The sequence below is a fragment of the Dysgonomonas termitidis genome (assembly GCF_054657735.1).
This window is the reverse complement of sequence record NZ_BAAHYD010000002.1, coordinates 1,134,662-1,151,129: the sequence shown is the minus strand read 5'-3', so window position 1 is coordinate 1,151,129 and position 16,468 is coordinate 1,134,662. Positions and strand designations below refer to the sequence as shown.

13 protein-coding genes are annotated in these 16,468 nt (G+C 42.5%); 3 read left to right on the top strand and 10 right to left on the bottom strand.

Going from position 1 to position 16,468, the window contains the following annotated elements:
* Positions 1–15: 15 nt before the first annotated feature.
* The gene (locus ACYQ3L_RS08685; RefSeq protein WP_379993823.1) at positions 16–4,182 is read right to left on the bottom strand and encodes an FtsW/RodA/SpoVE family cell cycle protein; all 4,167 of its coding nucleotides are present in this window, start codon (positions 4,180–4,182) and stop codon (positions 16–18) included.
* 648 nt (positions 4,183–4,830) lie between these two features.
* Here ACYQ3L_RS08685 and ACYQ3L_RS08680 point away from each other — a divergent pair.
* Positions 4,831–4,974, top strand: a complete 144-nt coding sequence (locus ACYQ3L_RS08680) for a hypothetical protein (RefSeq protein WP_459952389.1) — start codon at positions 4,831–4,833, stop codon at positions 4,972–4,974.
* Between the two features lie 89 nt (positions 4,975–5,063).
* On the opposite strand, the gene ACYQ3L_RS08675 is transcribed toward ACYQ3L_RS08680, so the two are convergent.
* From ACYQ3L_RS08675 to ACYQ3L_RS08665, 3 genes are all read right to left on the bottom strand, one after another.
* On the bottom strand, positions 5,064–7,487 hold the full coding sequence (locus tag ACYQ3L_RS08675) for a TOTE conflict system archaeo-eukaryotic primase domain-containing protein (protein ID WP_379993824.1): 2,424 nt from the start codon (positions 7,485–7,487) through the stop codon (positions 5,064–5,066).
* A 631-nt stretch (positions 7,488–8,118) separates the two neighbouring features.
* The gene (locus ACYQ3L_RS08670) at positions 8,119–8,391 is read right to left on the bottom strand and encodes a hypothetical protein (protein WP_379993825.1); all 273 of its coding nucleotides are present in this window, start codon (positions 8,389–8,391) and stop codon (positions 8,119–8,121) included.
* Between the two features lie 66 nt (positions 8,392–8,457).
* Entirely contained in the window at positions 8,458–8,694 is a 237-nt protein-coding gene (locus ACYQ3L_RS08665; protein ID WP_379993826.1) for a hypothetical protein, read from the bottom strand.
* Positions 8,695–8,948: 254 nt separating this feature from the next.
* Here ACYQ3L_RS08665 and ACYQ3L_RS08660 point away from each other — a divergent pair, with 254 nt between their 5' ends.
* Complete coding sequence (locus ACYQ3L_RS08660) at positions 8,949–9,125, top strand: hypothetical protein (RefSeq protein ID WP_379993827.1); 177 nt, start codon at positions 8,949–8,951, stop codon at positions 9,123–9,125.
* Between the two features lie 877 nt (positions 9,126–10,002).
* Positions 10,003–10,428 (top strand): hypothetical protein, encoded by a 426-nt coding sequence (locus ACYQ3L_RS08655; RefSeq protein ID WP_379993828.1) that lies wholly within the window; start codon positions 10,003–10,005, stop codon positions 10,426–10,428.
* A 113-nt stretch (positions 10,429–10,541) separates the two neighbouring features.
* On the opposite strand, the gene ACYQ3L_RS08650 is transcribed toward ACYQ3L_RS08655, so the two are convergent.
* The 6 genes from ACYQ3L_RS08650 to ACYQ3L_RS08625 all read right to left on the bottom strand — a co-directional run bounded on the left by ACYQ3L_RS08650 (position 10,542) and on the right by ACYQ3L_RS08625 (position 16,399).
* Positions 10,542–10,715, bottom strand: coding sequence for a hypothetical protein (locus ACYQ3L_RS08650; RefSeq protein WP_379993829.1), 174 nt, complete (start codon positions 10,713–10,715; stop codon positions 10,542–10,544).
* Between the two features lie 1,021 nt (positions 10,716–11,736).
* Positions 11,737–11,988 (bottom strand): hypothetical protein, encoded by a 252-nt coding sequence (locus ACYQ3L_RS08645; protein ID WP_380001150.1) that lies wholly within the window; start codon positions 11,986–11,988, stop codon positions 11,737–11,739.
* Positions 11,989–12,407: 419 nt separating this feature from the next.
* Positions 12,408–13,772, bottom strand: a complete 1,365-nt coding sequence (locus ACYQ3L_RS08640) for a replicative DNA helicase (RefSeq protein WP_459952260.1) — start codon at positions 13,770–13,772, stop codon at positions 12,408–12,410.
* Positions 13,769–14,656 carry a hypothetical protein gene (locus ACYQ3L_RS08635; RefSeq protein WP_459952388.1) on the bottom strand — a complete coding sequence of 296 codons (888 nt, stop codon included), beginning with the start codon at positions 14,654–14,656 and terminating at the stop codon, positions 13,769–13,771. The genes ACYQ3L_RS08640 and ACYQ3L_RS08635 overlap by 4 nt, the downstream gene beginning before the upstream one ends.
* A gap of 227 nt (positions 14,657–14,883) precedes the next feature.
* On the bottom strand, positions 14,884–15,183 hold the full coding sequence (locus ACYQ3L_RS08630) for a helix-turn-helix domain-containing protein (RefSeq protein ID WP_380002133.1): 300 nt from the start codon (positions 15,181–15,183) through the stop codon (positions 14,884–14,886).
* Positions 15,184–15,436: 253 nt separating this feature from the next.
* A complete protein-coding gene (locus tag ACYQ3L_RS08625; RefSeq protein WP_459952387.1) occupies positions 15,437–16,399 on the bottom strand; it encodes a hypothetical protein in 963 nt (320 codons plus the stop codon).
* Positions 16,400–16,468: the final 69 nt, after the last annotated feature.

The following is a 16,468-nucleotide window of genomic DNA, read 5'->3' as shown; positions in this document are numbered from 1 at the left end:
CGGTTCAGCCATTGGTTATTCTTTAGTCTGTGCCCAGAATTCTTTCACTAAGTCTGCCGCCAATCGTGCGGCAGTACCGCTTTTAACGTTTTCTATACGCACAGCTACCGCTATCGTACCCTGTTTTTTTGTATTTTCCACAAAAAAGATATACCAGCCGTCATAATCCGCTTTATGGTTGGCCCGCTTTGTTATTTGGGGCGTCCCTGATTTTCCGCCTACATTTCCGGGAAATAGTTTACGTCCGGCGCTTTCATTTTTCATATAGCCTTTTAAAATTTCGGCAAGGTTTTTATCTACTATTTCCGTTTCGTTCTGTTCGGGAATATCCTCAACAGTTGTCATCACATATTTCGTATCTTTCAATATACCTCCGTTGGCAATGATGGAAACCACTCTTGCCATTGACAAAGGCGTTGCGGAAATAGGCGATTGCCCCCATGCCAACTGAAATTCGCCATCATTTAGCTTTCTGTTTTGTCGTTCTGCAACATATTTCTTATATTTAGTTGTACCTTTTACAGAAAGTTTATCCATTTGCTCATGGAAATTCAGATAATCATCTTCCTTATCGTTTTTATAGAAAACATATGGTAAATCGAGGCCGACCCTTATTCCAGTCTTCCAGTAAATACCGGCTAATGGTTCATACAAATTTTTGTCGTTTACCAGTTTGATAAAATATACATTGGAAGATTTCACGATAGCATCATGCATATTTACTTCTTGTCCATTGGGCTCTTCACCGTTATCACTATGGATAATTTCTTCCGGACTTACATAATATCTTTCTTTTTCCGCATCTTTTCCAAGTTTGATAAATGATGCCAAAGCCGACATTACTTTTGCCGTAGATCCTGGTGCTGTTGGCTCAGTCATACCTAAATCCCTGTCTGTAATGATTTCTTTAGGTTTATAATCTTTGTTTTCGTAAAATGCTTTCAATTGGTTTGGGTCAGGAAGCGGATAATTTGCCGAAGCGAGTACCTCCCCGTTTTCCGCCCCTAAAACGGCCACTGAAACACGCGATTGCCTGTGGAAACCAGCAGCCTTTTCTCGAATAAACTGTTGCAGCTTTGTTTGTAATGCAGCATCTACGGTGAGGTATATATCGCGTTGTTTCCGGTTTTCGGTTTCATTATGCTCCCTGACTATATCCCCGTTTATCCCGTCTTTGAGCATATCCACAATCAAGTCTGGATAGTGATAAAAAACGAATTCTTTTTCTATCGGTTTATCATTTAAAAATTTATTACCGGGTAATTTTGTGGATAATTTTATTTTTTCAGGTTCATTATCGAAACCTCTTAAATAGTTCAGGTGCCGGCGTTCGGCAATATATCCCCTTGCGCTTTCGCCCTCGTCCCATAAAAGCTTGGAATTAAAATCGCCCGTCCAGAAGAACATATTGTTGCCGAAAGGATAATAGCGTTGTTTACGCATTCCGGCTTCCTTTGTATAGATCGTGTCGGCAACGCCTGCTGCGGCAAACTTCTCTTTATTTTCTTTTATCCTGATGGAATCAGCGCTATTAGTTGCTAAAATCACTCCGTTTCTGTCATAAATAATCCCTGCATCCAGGTTTTTCATCAGCAAACCGATGCGCGGGTTATATTCAACCATCCGCTCGCCTTGCCGTGTGACGACAAAAGCCGGTTTTACAAGTGTATTATCCCGCGTAAAAATCTGATAATTAGCCAACACACCCAATAATACCAGTGAAAAAGCAGTATATGCCATACTAGCCACGCCAATAATCGTATCGTACCTTTTTGTAGTATCATTCTTTTGAAGATTTGAACCACGGTTTCTTGAAATAGACAGTATAATACCGAAAGCAGCCAGGTTAATAATTAAACTAACCTTGCCATAGCTGAGGAAAGGCACAGCGATACCGGTCAATGGAATGAGGCCTACGCTACCCAGGGTAATGATAAGGAATTGTATACCTGTTACAATAGCAATGCCCGCAGCCAGGTAAAAGAGAAACGGTTGTGCCGCTCGACGTCCTATAAGCAGGCTTCGATGCAGTAGGATAGCCAGGCAGAGCACGATAAGCAACAGCCCTATCCATCCTAATTCTTCGCCAATACTTGTAAAAATCATATCGGTATGGAATGCTGGTACTAAATTAGGGTTTCCTTCGCCCAAACCTTGCCCCCAGGTACCCCCTGAAGCTAAACCCCACAAGCCTTGAACCACTTGATCGCCTCCGGTCACATCATTGTTCCAGAGATCGGTGTATATGGCATTCCGGTCATGTAACCGCTCCCCGACATTCGGGATATTTTCGCCGAATATGAAGGCTGCAATGACTAAGTTGAGGAAGATAGTGCTTTCATAGATTTGTTTTTTTATCATACCATAAGCTATCCACAATACAAACCAAAGCAGGGCAAATGTGGCCAGAATCGTCGGCGACCCGCCAAAGAACTTAGAGGATACACATAGTACAAGCGCAAAAGAGGCAGTACCCAGGATTAATTGCGGAAAATCCTGTCGTGCTACAGAATAGATAATAATAAAAGTGAGAGCCAATACAAGGGCCGGGCCCATATCCCCCAAAAACATATAAATACCTAGCAAAACGCCTATTCCGGCAGCAATCATCGAAATGTTTAAGATCCGCCTCTTAATATCCGTTATTTTTAAGAAGTAGTCTGCTCTCTTTGCAAAGAAAGCCGCTAAAAACAGTACGACTAAATATTTGGTAATTTCGCTAGGCTGAAAGAAAAACAGGTTTACTTTCACGTCACTACCTTCGGGCCCCGAACCAAAAGGAAAGAGCGAAAAAGCAAGCAGCAAGGCTACAAACAGGTAGCCAAAGCCATCGGGAATTTTACAGGCTGATTGATATACTTTCACACCCAATGGATATATTTTTCGACCTGATATGTGGAATCTTAAAACTTTCCTTAAACAGGTTAAAAACAAATCAAAAGGGATGGTAATCCGTTTTCTTTTGGTTTTAATTCCACTTTGTGAATTAACAAATTTCAAGAAATTAACCTCAGAGCACAAAGCCATCAAAATCACACCCGCTATGATACCTTTCGCCATATCCTCCCCAAGCATTTTGTCGGTAAGAGGATCATGAATAGCATACATGATAACTAAACAGATACCGGTTAAGGTCATTAACAATGGTAAGATAAGCGGGTCGGCCTCTTTTTTACGGGCAATCAAAAAGAAATGCAGACCCCACCAGACCGCAAAAAACAGGATAATATATTTTACCAGACTGTCAATAAAATCTTGGGGCGCACGGACAGTTACAGTAGAATCTTCTTTTATCTGGGAATAAGTAAGCGGGTCGATTAAGCGTATTGTATGTGCCTTTTGAACGAAAGAATATACTTGGTTTCCTCCTAATGTTTTTCCGTTACCAGTTCCTTTCGATGAGCCATATTCAAAGCCTTTTCGTATAGGTAAGACACTATAATATCCGTCTTTTTTCAACCCGGTAAAAAACGCGGTACCATGTTTGTTTGTTGTAGCATACCCGATAATGGTATCTTTCGCCACATATATAGTGTCTTTATTTTTATCTATTCCTGCTGCAAGCCAATAGTGTTTTTTTAGTTGCACTATAACATTCGGGATATCTTTAATGTTTTCCTTTCGAAATTTTGTAAACCACGAAACCGAATCGATTTTTTCTTGCACTTTTACAATTATGACACAATCCCCCTCTTTCAAGTCCATAGAATCATGAGGTAAGGGCAAAGTTTTATAAAGACTATCCATGTTAGTAGTTCCATGTAAAATTCCACGGGATTTATCTACTTGTGCACGCAATGCTTTCCCCCCGATCATTTCAGCGGAGTCAGCCGATATTCTAAATTTCGATAAGTTCAATGCTCCCAAATTGGGCAAAGCTTGTCCTTGTTCCAATTTGTTATGAATAATATTAGCTATGGCTTCTGCATCTTTTTTATCTGAAAAATAGTTATTGATTAATAAAAGTCGCGACAACTCATTAGGTTTAAATCCTTTTTTAAGTACAATAACAGATTTATTTTTCAAGCCATTGTTTATATCTGTAAATTTCTTTTCCTGATTGATGTATAGCGTAAAAAATGCCAATACGATTACAACAGATACTAATAGCAATGTGATATGTTCTAATTTGCGATTGCGGATTTTAGGTTGTTCTCCTTCTCCTAAAAGAATGTTTTTCATAACAATAATTTTACATCTTGTTTGCTCTAAATATTTTTTGAATTTCCACCATGTCTTTTTGTATAGTCTTTACAGGAATTCCCCATATGCTTACACTGTCGTAGCATAGCTCCACTTTTTCAATCGCAAGGTATATGAACCGATGGGTTAAATACGCTAACGTTGAACGAGATCCTGTAATTCTTTAACTTTTTTAACTGCTGATTGATAAATGAAAAGGTTCGTACCTGAAAATACATTGCGGACTAAAAAACGGGAGCATCATTTTATTTTTTGAATAACATGTATTTTTCTCCGGTGAGATAAGCTGAATGCATGAAAAACTAACTGCCGTTTTTTGACAAAAGGGAGATCGGTTTAAATAGTTTGTGTTCATACAAATATGATTTTAATTTGTTTAATAACTATTAATTGTTAACTCGCTTACAGTGTAGTTTTGTTTGCGTTCAAAGATAAAGAAAATTATTAAAAACGAAGACTATGTGTTTTAATTATTTAGCATATAAATTAGATATTATATTCTAATACATAAAGTAGTTTTCATGCCGACTCAAAACAATTAATCATATTATATAAATTTTCCGGCAAGATTCAAAAAAATATCAACTGGAAGTCTGGTTTCACTAACAAACCCCGCCTGATACTTAATTGAAAAAAATCGATGCTGGAACAGACCTGGACAGCGACCTTAGTATTGCTAACATATACGCCGGCCAGATAGAAAATACTGATGCAGAAAATGTAAAAATAAAGAACACAAACGCATATATAAGCCTGGGATATAAGTTCTGAATCCTGTGCACAATCCTTAAACAAAGGCGGCTCCTGAACGGTGCCGCTTTTGTTTTATATTGTATTTATTAACAGGAAACCCGGCCTGTTCAGGGAAAAGGGAATAGCTGTTGTCCCGTACTTTCTTCCTGCACGACTTTATATCCCATTTGCTTGTAACCCGCCAGGCGTTTCCGGTACATCCGTTCCAGTACAGGCACATGCCTGTCCACATAATCATATATCCTGACTTCCTCTTTTCCCGAATAGTTACGGTGTAACCTCCCCGCATATTGGGCTAATGTGCCTTTCCATGCAACAGGAGTAGCCAGGAAGAGGGTATCCAACCGGGGGTAATCGAATCCCTCCCCGGCGTATTTCCCTGTGGCGACGATAACAAGCGGCTCGTCCTCCGGTATCCCGGCAAGGCGGGCGGTCATATCCTTCCGGGCTTTTGCGGAGGCGGAACCGGTAAGGGTCAGGATATGCGTACCGGAAGCCGCTTCCTGTTCAATCATTACCGCCAATATGATTGCATGTTCTTTCCGTTGGGTCAGGATAACAGGCGTCCGGCCAGTTTCAACGGCTTTTATCACATCGAGGATTATTTGCCGGTTGCGTGTATTATCCTCGCAAAGGGAAGCATATATCTGGGTGATGTGCCATAGTGAATCATCCGGGGTAGACGGTATCCCGAATGTGGTAAAGCGGGGGGTAACGGAATGCATAAAGCCCTGCTTTTGGGTATGCGACTTTGTATCGACCGTATAGCGGATGGCCCCGCAATACATGAATACAAGCGGATGCTGCCCGTCACGGCGGACGGGTGTAGCCGTCAATCCGTATACATAGCGGGCGTTAACCGTACTAAGCACCTTTTCATAGTTCAGGGAAGAAGCATGGTGGCACTCGTCCACGATAACCATACCGTAACCTTTGATCCGCTCTTCGGCTTCCCCGTTAGCAACAAGACTTTGAACCAGTGCAATATCCACGATACCTGCCGGGTCTTTCTTACTTAAGGACAGGAACTCCCTGACTGCCTTTTTCCATTGCGCTTCCAGTGTATGCAGGTGTACCAGAATGAGGGTCTTGCATTTCCGCCGGGCGATAAGCGCCATGCCGATAACGGTTTTCCCGAAAGCCGTCGGTACGGAAAGGACTCCGTTTTCATATTCCGATAATGCATTAAAGGCTGCCTGTTGCTCCGGAAGGAGTGTTCCCCGGAAACTTATACCGGCAGTTTCACCATAAGTCCTTTTATCCTCAAAGATGTAACCGGCGGATGACTTGTCCAATAGTTCCGTAAGGGAATTGCGGCAACCGCGGGGGATTCCCAGATAACCGCTTGTTTCATGCTGCGAATATATAATACGGGGCGTGTCGTAAGTCGAGACCCGCATTTTTTGTTTCCTGTAAAAATCCGGGTTCCTGAATGCAGCAAGGCGCTTGATGTGGTTGAGGGCATATTGGCTGACTCCTTCTTTCGCTACATACAGCATGTTGGCTTCCACAATAACGAGCTGTCCCGGAAAATCACTTGCCTTCAACTGTATTTCCGCCTTGCCCGGCTCCCATGGCTTTGGATGGTCTTCCTCTTCCCCGTCAAAAGCCTCAGCGAGTTGTCCCAGTTCAGGCTCATACCTGAATAGCGATAACAGCGTTGAAACTCCGGCAGCGCTCATTTTGCGGATGGAAGACAGGTATGCCCACTGGTCGGGATAAGGCTTGAAAGCCGCATCGACAAATTCGCTGTTCCCTTTTTGGCGTGATGAACCTTGCAGCGGCAGCGCAATCAGGTTGCCGAAACCGCCGGAAGGCATAACGTCCTGGTTCGGGAACATCCGGTCATAGGAGGAGAAACGGATCTCATGACGGATATTCATGGCTTTGGTCAGCAGTATATTTCCCATCTTCCGGGCCGATGTTGCAGGAAGCGCTTCATCGAAGAATATCCAGGCATGGCCGCCGTTACCCGAACGGGAACGCTCTATAGCAACAGGGACTTCCAGTTCCTCACAAACCGTACGGAATGCGGCGATATCATCCGTCCAGTCCTTTTCATCGAAATCGACAGCCAGGAGCCGGCAGGTTTCATCCGGCAGGAGCGGGTAAATGCCTATAATACCATTCCCGGATTCATCCCTGTTACGCAGATGACGTTCGATAACCCCGTCCGTTAAGGGCAGGAGTACCCTGTTTTTGCAATTCCTGCATTTTATTTCCGGCTTTTTGCATAATACCTGATCCCATTCATTTTTGCAGGCAGGTACATAAAGCCCCTTATCCAGCTTCTTATTGTAATAGCGTTTGGCATAAACATCCGTCCGGCCACGGAACAGCGACATGAATAATTCGATTTTTTGCCTGGGTGGACTATGTTTGTTGACAGGTGAACCGGAGGACGGGTTTTCCGGAGGGGAGGCAGGTTCAGGTGGGGTCAAGGCATAAAGCAGTTTATCTTTCTCGGCAGTCAGCGCCGCTATTTGCCCTTCCAGTTCGGCAATCCGTTTTAAAAGTCCGGCATGATCCATAAACCTGCGTCTATTCAGTTAACTTTCACCTGATTTTTATATTCTCCCTGCAAACATATCGTTTTATATAATACTGTACAAACATTCTCCGGCTAAATATCACTGCCTGTTTGGATAAGGCTTTCATTCCGGGACATATGTTGCGCTCTTACAGGACAATATTAAAGTAAAGTAAGGATAGTATCCTGCCCGGAACAGGAGTTGCCCTTTTCAACCGAAGGTATTTAATTTATTGCTTGCAAATTGCTTTGTCTTGCTGGTGTGACACCTTTATTTTACCACTTTATTGCTTACATGTTGTCTGTTATTTTAGGATAGTTGCTTGCAAATTGTCAAATTCTTGTAGTAATTGTCCACTTGGAGATTCAGATATCGTCTATAAATTAAATATCAGAGTATTCTGTATTTTTTCCTTTCTCTTATCGATAGCTTGATATCTTTTCATATCAATTTTAATTTCCGTAAAACTTTTCGATACGTATGCTGTTTAAAGAGTCTGGTTTTGTAAAGTTTGTGTTAAGGTTGGGAAGTTAACGAAGTGATTTTGTGGACTTCCTTTTTTGTTTAGATTGGGTTTGAATCTAAGAATAAAGCAAATAAGGCTGTAATGGTTCGATTACAGCCTTATTTCTTACAAATTTCCCTCAATGATCCTTCCGGTTTCCCATTTATATTGGCAACGGTTATATCTCTCACCCCGGCACACCGGGCAACTGCACGCTGTACGAACCGATTTATAAACCGGATTCCAGTTTGCCTTGTACAGTTCAATCCAACGGGGATTACAGGTAATTTCACCGTCCAGGATAAATGAGCCGCCATAAGAAGCTTCCAGCTTCATTTTAGCAGCATAGAGCCTGTCCCGTTGTCCAATCCTCCACAGTTTGTTTCTTTTTTCCATCATCACGTTCAATTATAGTTAATATGAACGTGGATATTACCCTAAACTCTCTTAAATCAATAACTGTCCTCATTTCCTCATTAATTTTTCAATGAACCGGCAATCATAGTCCCAATAGCGTTTCCCGTCACCGGCGAAACTCCAGACATCCATAACTTCACGCAGGCGGGAAGGTAAATCTTTCCCCTGTTTCAGCAAGACCTTACTTTCCCGGCGGAACAGGCGGTTACAAATGCGTTTATCCGCTTTTTGCGATTTACAACAGGCAATCGTACTTACAGGTGTTCTTTTTCTGCTTCTACTCATTTTTCTCATAGGTTTATGTCCCGGATAAATCCGGAACAAATGAATACCTATAAGACTTTTAGATGAAATTCAATCATAATTGATAATTTTTAAATGGAAATAGCTTCCGTGTATTTATAGCTTATTTGGGATTACGCCTATCTCTGGACATTTATTATTTGATTCTTTAGAGTCAAAGCTTGCATCAGTATTAAAGCAGGTTGTTACACACTGCAAATATAAAATTTTAATTTATAAAAATCCATATTTTCAATATGTCGAATCAACCGGAACCCGTTTTGTCCTGTATCATAGGAATAAAACCGGTGTGCGGTAAACTACCGGTGTGGTATTACAAGGTGGTTGCTTCCGGTTACAACTACCTGTTACTTATCAATCGTATGCTTCACCTGTATAGTATATCACACATCTGTTATAATCCGGTTGGGTAGATGATTACTTCTGCTGATATTGTTGATATAAGACTATTGATAAGTTGTTGCTGCCAACCTTGCACCTGTTACACCTTGCTTACTAATAGATAGCCACTTCCTATTAAACTATCCTGTATAGATTACTGGTTGCTTGCAAATTAATAAGGCTATTGCTGCTTTTGGTTGCAAAAATCTTGTATCACTGTCTTTGTCCTTGTTATGCACAGGTCACAGAACCAGGAATAAATAATACAATAATCTTACTCCTTCCTATAATGGACGGCAAGGGATTATATGCCTCAACAAATGTGATTTACAATTAATTACATTTAAGCTGTTTTATAAACTCCTGTATTTATCAAATAGAGCGGAATAGAATTACACAGACTATCTAATGACCTCTACTGTCCTGCTGCTTAGATATTGCCCTTGTTGCTTCCATCAGCTATAGGCAGTAACACACAAGCAACTAACATAAACTAAAAGCAACACCGGACAACAGCTACAACCGTAAAAATGACTGGGAACCAGAATGGATGATTATTCGCATGGTACACGGAAAATTAAAGCAAATTATATACAGATTCCTCTATCAATACACTATACATGTCGATAGAACTACCTTGTTTTGTTTCACAGCCCCTCTTGCGGATATCCCCGAACTACTGAAACGATATGAAATCCGGGCACAAGACAAATATTGCGCAGTTCCCGGATATAATAACAAAAATGGATTGAATTGATTGAATTGTTTAAGCATATGTAATCAGTGCTTATTGATACGAAAATGGAGAGAAAAGATATTTACTTTATCAAAAGTTACAAAAAGTTATTATCTTCGGTCTATGTTTAATTATTCTTTTTAGACTATGGGGGTAATCTAATATTTTTTAATATGAGAAATATAGGTAATGGTACAAAAACAATTATCGGAGCTATTTTCGGGGTTATATTTGCTGCTTTGGGTTTTCATTTAACAAACAGGCTCATATATGGTAGTCCGGAATCTGCCTTAAAGGAAGAGATGGATAAATATAATAAGCAATTACCACAAAAATTAGATGCATATAGTGTATTGGACAGTGTCTCAATGCCCTCTTCCATGATTGTAAATTACCATATTACAGTGGATGTATTGAAAGAAGAGGTAGATTATGATTCTGTCAAAGAGAATATTGTACCTAATCTTTTAAACAATGCAAAAAATGAGGCGGGACTCCATTCATTCCGTAAAATGAAAATCACGTTGCTTTATAAATATTATGACAATAATGGGGACATATTTTTCGAATACGCTATCACGCCAGAGATGTATCAATAAAAAGTGATAGCTTCGTTTCCTTGATATATAAATGTTATTAGATACAGTTCCGGTCTTGTTTAAATTTTAAATAAGTACAGGCTATGATGAAAAATCCTAAGTAACAACACCCGTTATTCCCTTTTATCCTTTTTACCCCTTAACACCAATACCTGTGATATAACGATAAGCATTGCCGAAACCAGTTGGGAAATAAAGGACTTTAGGGATATTTCACCGTTGCTGAAATTCCAGACTGAACAGGTTACAAGTACTACAGCTAAGGATATAAGTATCTTATTAATCATAACTAATTTTTTTTCAAATGTAAATAATACCGGTTAAAAACAAAGAATATGAAAATCTGCTACGATTCTTTGACAAAATAGGATACAACCTATCCAGAATATAGGGCTGGTGTGAATAATGTTGCTACTGTCAACCTTGCATCTGTTACACCTTGCTTACTAATGGATAGCCACTTCCTATTAAACTATCCTGTATAGATTACTGGTTGCTTGCAAATTAATAAGGCTATTGCTGCTTTTGGTTGCAAAAATCTTGTTTCTGCTCCTTTACTCTTATGATATACAGATCACAGAACCAGAAATAAATAATCCAATAAGATTGCTCCTGCCTGTAACGGATATCAAGGGATTATAAGCATCAATAAATATGATTTCCAAACAATTACATTGAATCCGCTTTACCAATTCCTGTATATATCAAATAAAACAGGATTGAAATACACAGACTATCCAATGACCTCTACTGTCCTGTTGCCTGTCAGTTGCTCCTGTTGCTTCCATCAGCTACAAGCAGTAACACACAAGCAACCAACCCAAGCTAAAAGCAACACCGGACAGCAACTACAAGTGTAAAAATGACCAAAAACAAGCGTGAACGATTACCCGCAGATATACAGTGAGTTATACGGGATTTGTTTTTGTTATTTTTGTATTTAACAAAAATGAATCCGGTGTGCAGGTCGTGTTTTGTTGGTTGTTGCCGCTTATCTGCTACACCTGTCGCTTCTAACTTGTACAATCAGGAAAGTACAAGCTACAACAAACTATAAAAACACACCTTGATATCCTGATGCATGCCTTTACAGACCTTTGCAAAAAAAAATATGGGCCCGGATTCAGGCCCATATAAATCCTTTATTATTTTACAATACACGGTTTACCAAATGCTTACATTCCTAAAGGCAGGGAAGCTGTCAGAGGTATTTAAACTATTCCAGGACTAAGCTCCTGTCGTTTACCGGATAGTTGCAGCAGGATGTAAAACACCCTGCTGCAACCCATAAAATATCCGTTATGCCTGTTATAATTCATCTGCAAGCCTTATAAGCCTGTCAATGAGTTTCCTTGCATCATCCTTCGTAACGGATATAACCAAAGATCCGTCTTTTGTCAGTCCATCAGGTATGATATCCCCGGCCAGGAATAAGAGCTCCTTTTGTGCCGGAATCCCGTCAATCTTAGGCGTTACCACCTGTAGGCTGAAATTTATACCTTCGTTGTTGTCAATCATGTAAGGCTTTTTAGCCGCTGTCTTTAAAAATTTCCGTTCCATTTTTTTTTAATTTTAAGTGTTGCGTATTTATATAAATTATTTAAGCCACTGTTCCTCAATATCTTTCATAAAGTGGGAAATTCCCCATTTTATGGGATTATCTTTATTTCCACTGTTTTTCATAAAAGGGCGGATATTCTTCTTTACGGGGTCACATCCCGGATCAATAAAATAGCCCTGCTTCTGAAGGATATAAAATATCCTTTCCGCGTTAGCCGTAGAATCGGATATCTCATCAGTCCTCCTGTAGCTCCAGCCTTTCCTGTTCCTTTCTGTTTTGTAAGCCTTCGTTAATCCGGTACATTCAGGAAGCCCGTTTTTGTCTCCTGCCGGATAACGATGCCGGATAAATCCCGGTCTGCGGATTTCATTGTTATATTTATTTTCATTTCCCCATGTGTTTAAATGTATTTAAATATTTAGAAGGGACGTTTGCCCTCATTTTTCAATACCGGGGACTCTATGTCCGTAAACTGCGTCGTTTCACTGTTGAACGACACCAGGAAGCTGACAAGCCCCGTATTGCGTCCCTTGCCCCCGATGATAAGGGCCTTCGCCTGCGTATCGTAAGCTTTGAAAGGCTCCGGGAAATCCCTCCTGTAGAGTTCGGGACGGTAAACAAAGTAGATGTTGTCCGCTGCTTCCCCTATCTGGCCGCTGTCCCTCAGCCTGTTGATGTTCGGTTCCGGGTTGGATGCGTCCCGGCTTAACTGCGACAGGGCGATAACCCAGATGTCCAGCTCCCTGGCTATGTTCTTCAACCGCCTGGCCGCATCCGCCATCTGCTGCTCCTTGCCGGCTCCCTTCATGTTTACGGTCAGGATCTGGAGGTAGTCTACCACCGCCCCGTCGATATCATAACGGGCTTTCATCATGCGGATGGACGAAAGGATATTGTCGATGTTGGATGTGCTCCTGTCGTCAAAGTAGATGCCCGAATGGTACAGGGGTGATATGGACTTGTCCAGTTGCCCGAACCTGTGGTCTTCCAGCGGGGCGTACAACAGCTTTGCGGCGGGTATCCCGCTTTCCATGGCCATCAGGCGGGCCGTCAACTGTTCCTTTTTCATCTCCAGCGAGTAGACGGCTACACGGCTCCCGTATTTGACCGTATTGTTGAGGACGGACATGGCGAACGATGTCTTGCCCTGTGAGGTCTCCCCGGCGATGATGACCAGGTCGGACTTTTGCAGGCCGCCTGTCCTGCTGTCCAGCTCCCGGAATCCCGTAGGGGAGCCGCTAAGGCATTTATTGGTCTTATTGGCCTCGATGATCGAGTATACGCCTTTGATGGCATCCTGTATCGTCGTTACCGGGTTCTGCGGCATGCTATAGAGGTTTTTCAGTACCTGGCCGCAATATGCCGTAATGTCGGCTATATCCGTAGAGTCCGTATAAGCTTCGAGCCTGACCCTATCGGCCAGTTGCACCAGCTTGCGCCGTGTATCGAGGTCGGAGAGCCGCAGGGTATGGCTGTACACCTGTGTTACTTCCGTCAGTTCGCCCATCCCTGCCAGCTCCACAAGCTTTATTTCGCCGGTTCCGGCTTTATACAGGCTTGCTATGCCGGCGATATCGGGCTCGGCGCCTTTGGCCTCTATCTCCCTGAAGATCCTGAATACCCTCCGGTGGAAGTCATCATAGAAACAGTCTTCGTGCAGGATGTCCCGGACTTCATCATATCCGTGGCGGTTGGAGATAACCGTACCGAGCACGATCTTTTCCAGTTCCGGGTCATGCGGCGGCATATATGCCGGAGTATCTGTATGTACCTGCTTTTTCATCTGGTGTATACCCTGTTTGATTGTATGTTTAACGCATTACGGAAGGTTGCCTGCCAGTCTATGGCCTGCGACCTGGCCTTTTTCTTGTTTTTCCATCCGGCTTCCAATGACCAGAACTCGACACAGGCTTTTTCGACCGATAATTTGATATCCACGTTCGGATGGTAGCGCTGCATTTTGTTCAGCAGGCCTTCATCCGACATAAGGGCGTCATAGGCTTTCCTTAACCCGTCCAGGTATGTACCGAAATCATCCCTCCAGTTTTTAGCACTGGCAGCCGCTTTATCTTCCCCGGATGAGTGGGAAGGGGATACGCATGCAGGAAGGGAAGAAGGTAAAGGAAAAGAAGAAAGGCAGGGGGAAGGTAAAGGAGAAAGACCGGGAGAAGATAAAGAAGAATCTGAATATTTATATGAAGATTCTTTCTCCTTATCATTCTTTTCGTTCTTATCATTCTTATCATTCTTGTTAGTTGTGAGGTCTTTGCTGCCCCTTTGTGAAGGCTTTGTTATGCCTTTGCGGGAATCTTTGTCCCCTCCGCTTTTCGCCTGCTGGTAACAGTCCCAGTTACAGATGGTTATCAGCCTGCCTGTCTTTGCCGACTCGTTTGTCAGGAACCCGTATTTTTCGAAGCGTGCCAGGGCTGTCCTGACATGCTGTACCGATATCCCCTTGCCTGCCCTGCGGGTGATCTTCTCCAGGCTGGTAACCACCTGTCCCGGCTGGCAGTTGAACTTCCTGCCCTGCCATTCCCATCCGGCCTCTTTATGGTTGACCATCAGCAGCAATGTAATGAGTACTGTTTTTTGCCCGGGGGTCGAGAGATGCCAGATCGGTTTATCCGGCAGCGACCTGTATAGCTTGATATATCCTTCGTTTTCCATTTTTTTTGTATTACCTGTTTTGTTATTTACATTTATGCCGGCGATTCAATTATCTATGCCGGCTATCCGGTTGTTCAGACTACTGTTTTATTTATCTTTTCAGGATAACCCTTTCCCATACGCATATCAGGTTATCAGGTTAATATTATTGGATTCATATTAGTTATGTGGCAAAGGCTTTACCTCCTATACAGGGGCTTCCGGCTTATTTTCCGGAAATCCTGTATTTATGGACTCATCCGTAGTATTTTCTTTATATCGCTCACCCGGTACCTCCTTCTCCCCACGGTGGAGACAGGGCACAGGTAGCCGGATTTATTCCAGCGCCGGAGCGTGCCTGTATTTACATCCAGTAGCTGCGCCGCCTGTCCGGCGCTCAGGCAGGTTCCGTTTTCAACGTCCGTATCCTGATGCCCCGGTTCTTCCCGGGTTTTGTCTATACAATAATCGATTGCTTCGATCAGTTGCCCGGCATTGATGGTTACATTCAGGCTGGCATTGTCGCTTAATAAGTCATACAAGTTCATTATGCAAAAATTTTTGGTTTGCCCGTGTTCCGGTAGCTTACGGCCTATCCCGCACGTCCGGCAGTCCGTAAGTACCTGCCGTTTTAGACAATACAAAATTGCACAAAGGATACCTGTTTACAGAAAAGGGAATTTTCGAAAACAGGTAATAATGTAATATACAGAATATTGCAGGAAAAAGAGGGAATTGCTACAGGGAACAGGCAGGGAATTTATAAACGACAATTCCCTTTTATAATTTTTTAGTTATACTTTACAGGTAACCGAATAGCTTTTTGAGATCCCCCGAGGGTGTGTCCAGGTTATTGGGCTTGTATCCCTTGCCTTTCTCAATGCCAATGGCCTCACAGAACAGGCCGTACCATTGGGAGAATGTTGCAGGCTTCCTGCTGTTCATATGCTTGCCTGTGTATATCATATAAGCGATCTGGCCAAACTCTTTGGCTGTCCGGTCTGTATGTAATTCATCGACCAGGGTGTCGAAATAGTTGATGTTATTTCCCATGCCCCTGAAGGCAGGGCTAAAATAGTCTTTCAACTTACCGGCATCTATTATCCGCTGAGGCCTGTCCTCCTTTACTCCCGGATGTGCAGGCTGACCGGATTGCCCTATGCTTATCAATTCCTTTATAAGCCCTATTTCCAGCAGGCAGTTACCGGTAAAGGTGTTTTGTTCCGGAGTACCATCTGCATCCCGGTATTTTTGTAAAAAGGCCGTTTTACGCTCCAGCAGGTACGCCAGCTTTCCGGGATAGCTTTCGATTGTTGCCAGGTGCTCTTTCTCATCGTCCCAGTCAAAGCCTATGGCCTTTTCTATTTCTTCCCTGTCCGGCACGCAGTCATACGTAAAAAGGCGGCCGGGATTCCTGTTCTGCTCGCTTGCCAGCAGGTAAAACAGGTAGCCGAAGCTTTTATCCTGTTCAACGGCTTGCAGTAATTCAAGGCGCACTGCCGGGGCCGTATCTTTATTTATTTCACCGGGATTGTAGGCAAAGACTGGTTTTTGCCCGGCCATAATGCCTTTATTCAGTTCATAATCCATCGCGGAGTATCTGTACTTTTGATACCGCCAGTCGGCGGTCAGGATACACTTATGGTATTCACCGGTTGCAACCTCATCGGAACGGAGGGGATACAGGCCGGCTATGGCCAGGCTAACTTCCTCCAAATGGCTGATGCTGTTTTTATTTTTTTCGATATAATCTTTTGCCCTCATGACCGCTTACAAAAAACAGGTTGTTAGATTGCAAATGTAAGGCTTTAATTTAAAATCATGTAAAAACAG

Coding starts and splice junctions, on each gene's coding strand:
- ACYQ3L_RS08685 (WP_379993823.1), bottom strand. CDS start 4,182: ATGAAAAACATTCTTTTAGGAGAAGGAGAACAACCTAAAATCCGCAAT.
- ACYQ3L_RS08675 (WP_379993824.1), bottom strand. CDS start 7,487: ATGGATCATGCCGGACTTTTAAAACGGATTGCCGAACTGGAAGGGCAA.
- ACYQ3L_RS08670 (WP_379993825.1), bottom strand. CDS start 8,391: ATGATGGAAAAAAGAAACAAACTGTGGAGGATTGGACAACGGGACAGG.
- ACYQ3L_RS08665 (WP_379993826.1), bottom strand. CDS start 8,694: ATGAGTAGAAGCAGAAAAAGAACACCTGTAAGTACGATTGCCTGTTGT.
- ACYQ3L_RS08660 (WP_379993827.1), top strand. CDS start 8,949: ATGTCGAATCAACCGGAACCCGTTTTGTCCTGTATCATAGGAATAAAA.
- ACYQ3L_RS08655 (WP_379993828.1), top strand. CDS start 10,003: ATGAGAAATATAGGTAATGGTACAAAAACAATTATCGGAGCTATTTTC.
- ACYQ3L_RS08650 (WP_379993829.1), bottom strand. CDS start 10,715: ATGATTAATAAGATACTTATATCCTTAGCTGTAGTACTTGTAACCTGT.
- ACYQ3L_RS08645 (WP_380001150.1), bottom strand. CDS start 11,988: ATGGAACGGAAATTTTTAAAGACAGCGGCTAAAAAGCCTTACATGATT.
- ACYQ3L_RS08640 (WP_459952260.1), bottom strand. CDS start 13,772: ATGAAAAAGCAGGTACATACAGATACTCCGGCATATATGCCGCCGCAT.
- ACYQ3L_RS08635 (WP_459952388.1), bottom strand. CDS start 14,656: ATGGAAAACGAAGGATATATCAAGCTATACAGGTCGCTGCCGGATAAA.
- ACYQ3L_RS08630 (WP_380002133.1), bottom strand. CDS start 15,183: ATGAACTTGTATGACTTATTAAGCGACAATGCCAGCCTGAATGTAACC.
- ACYQ3L_RS08625 (WP_459952387.1), bottom strand. CDS start 16,399: ATGAGGGCAAAAGATTATATCGAAAAAAATAAAAACAGCATCAGCCAT.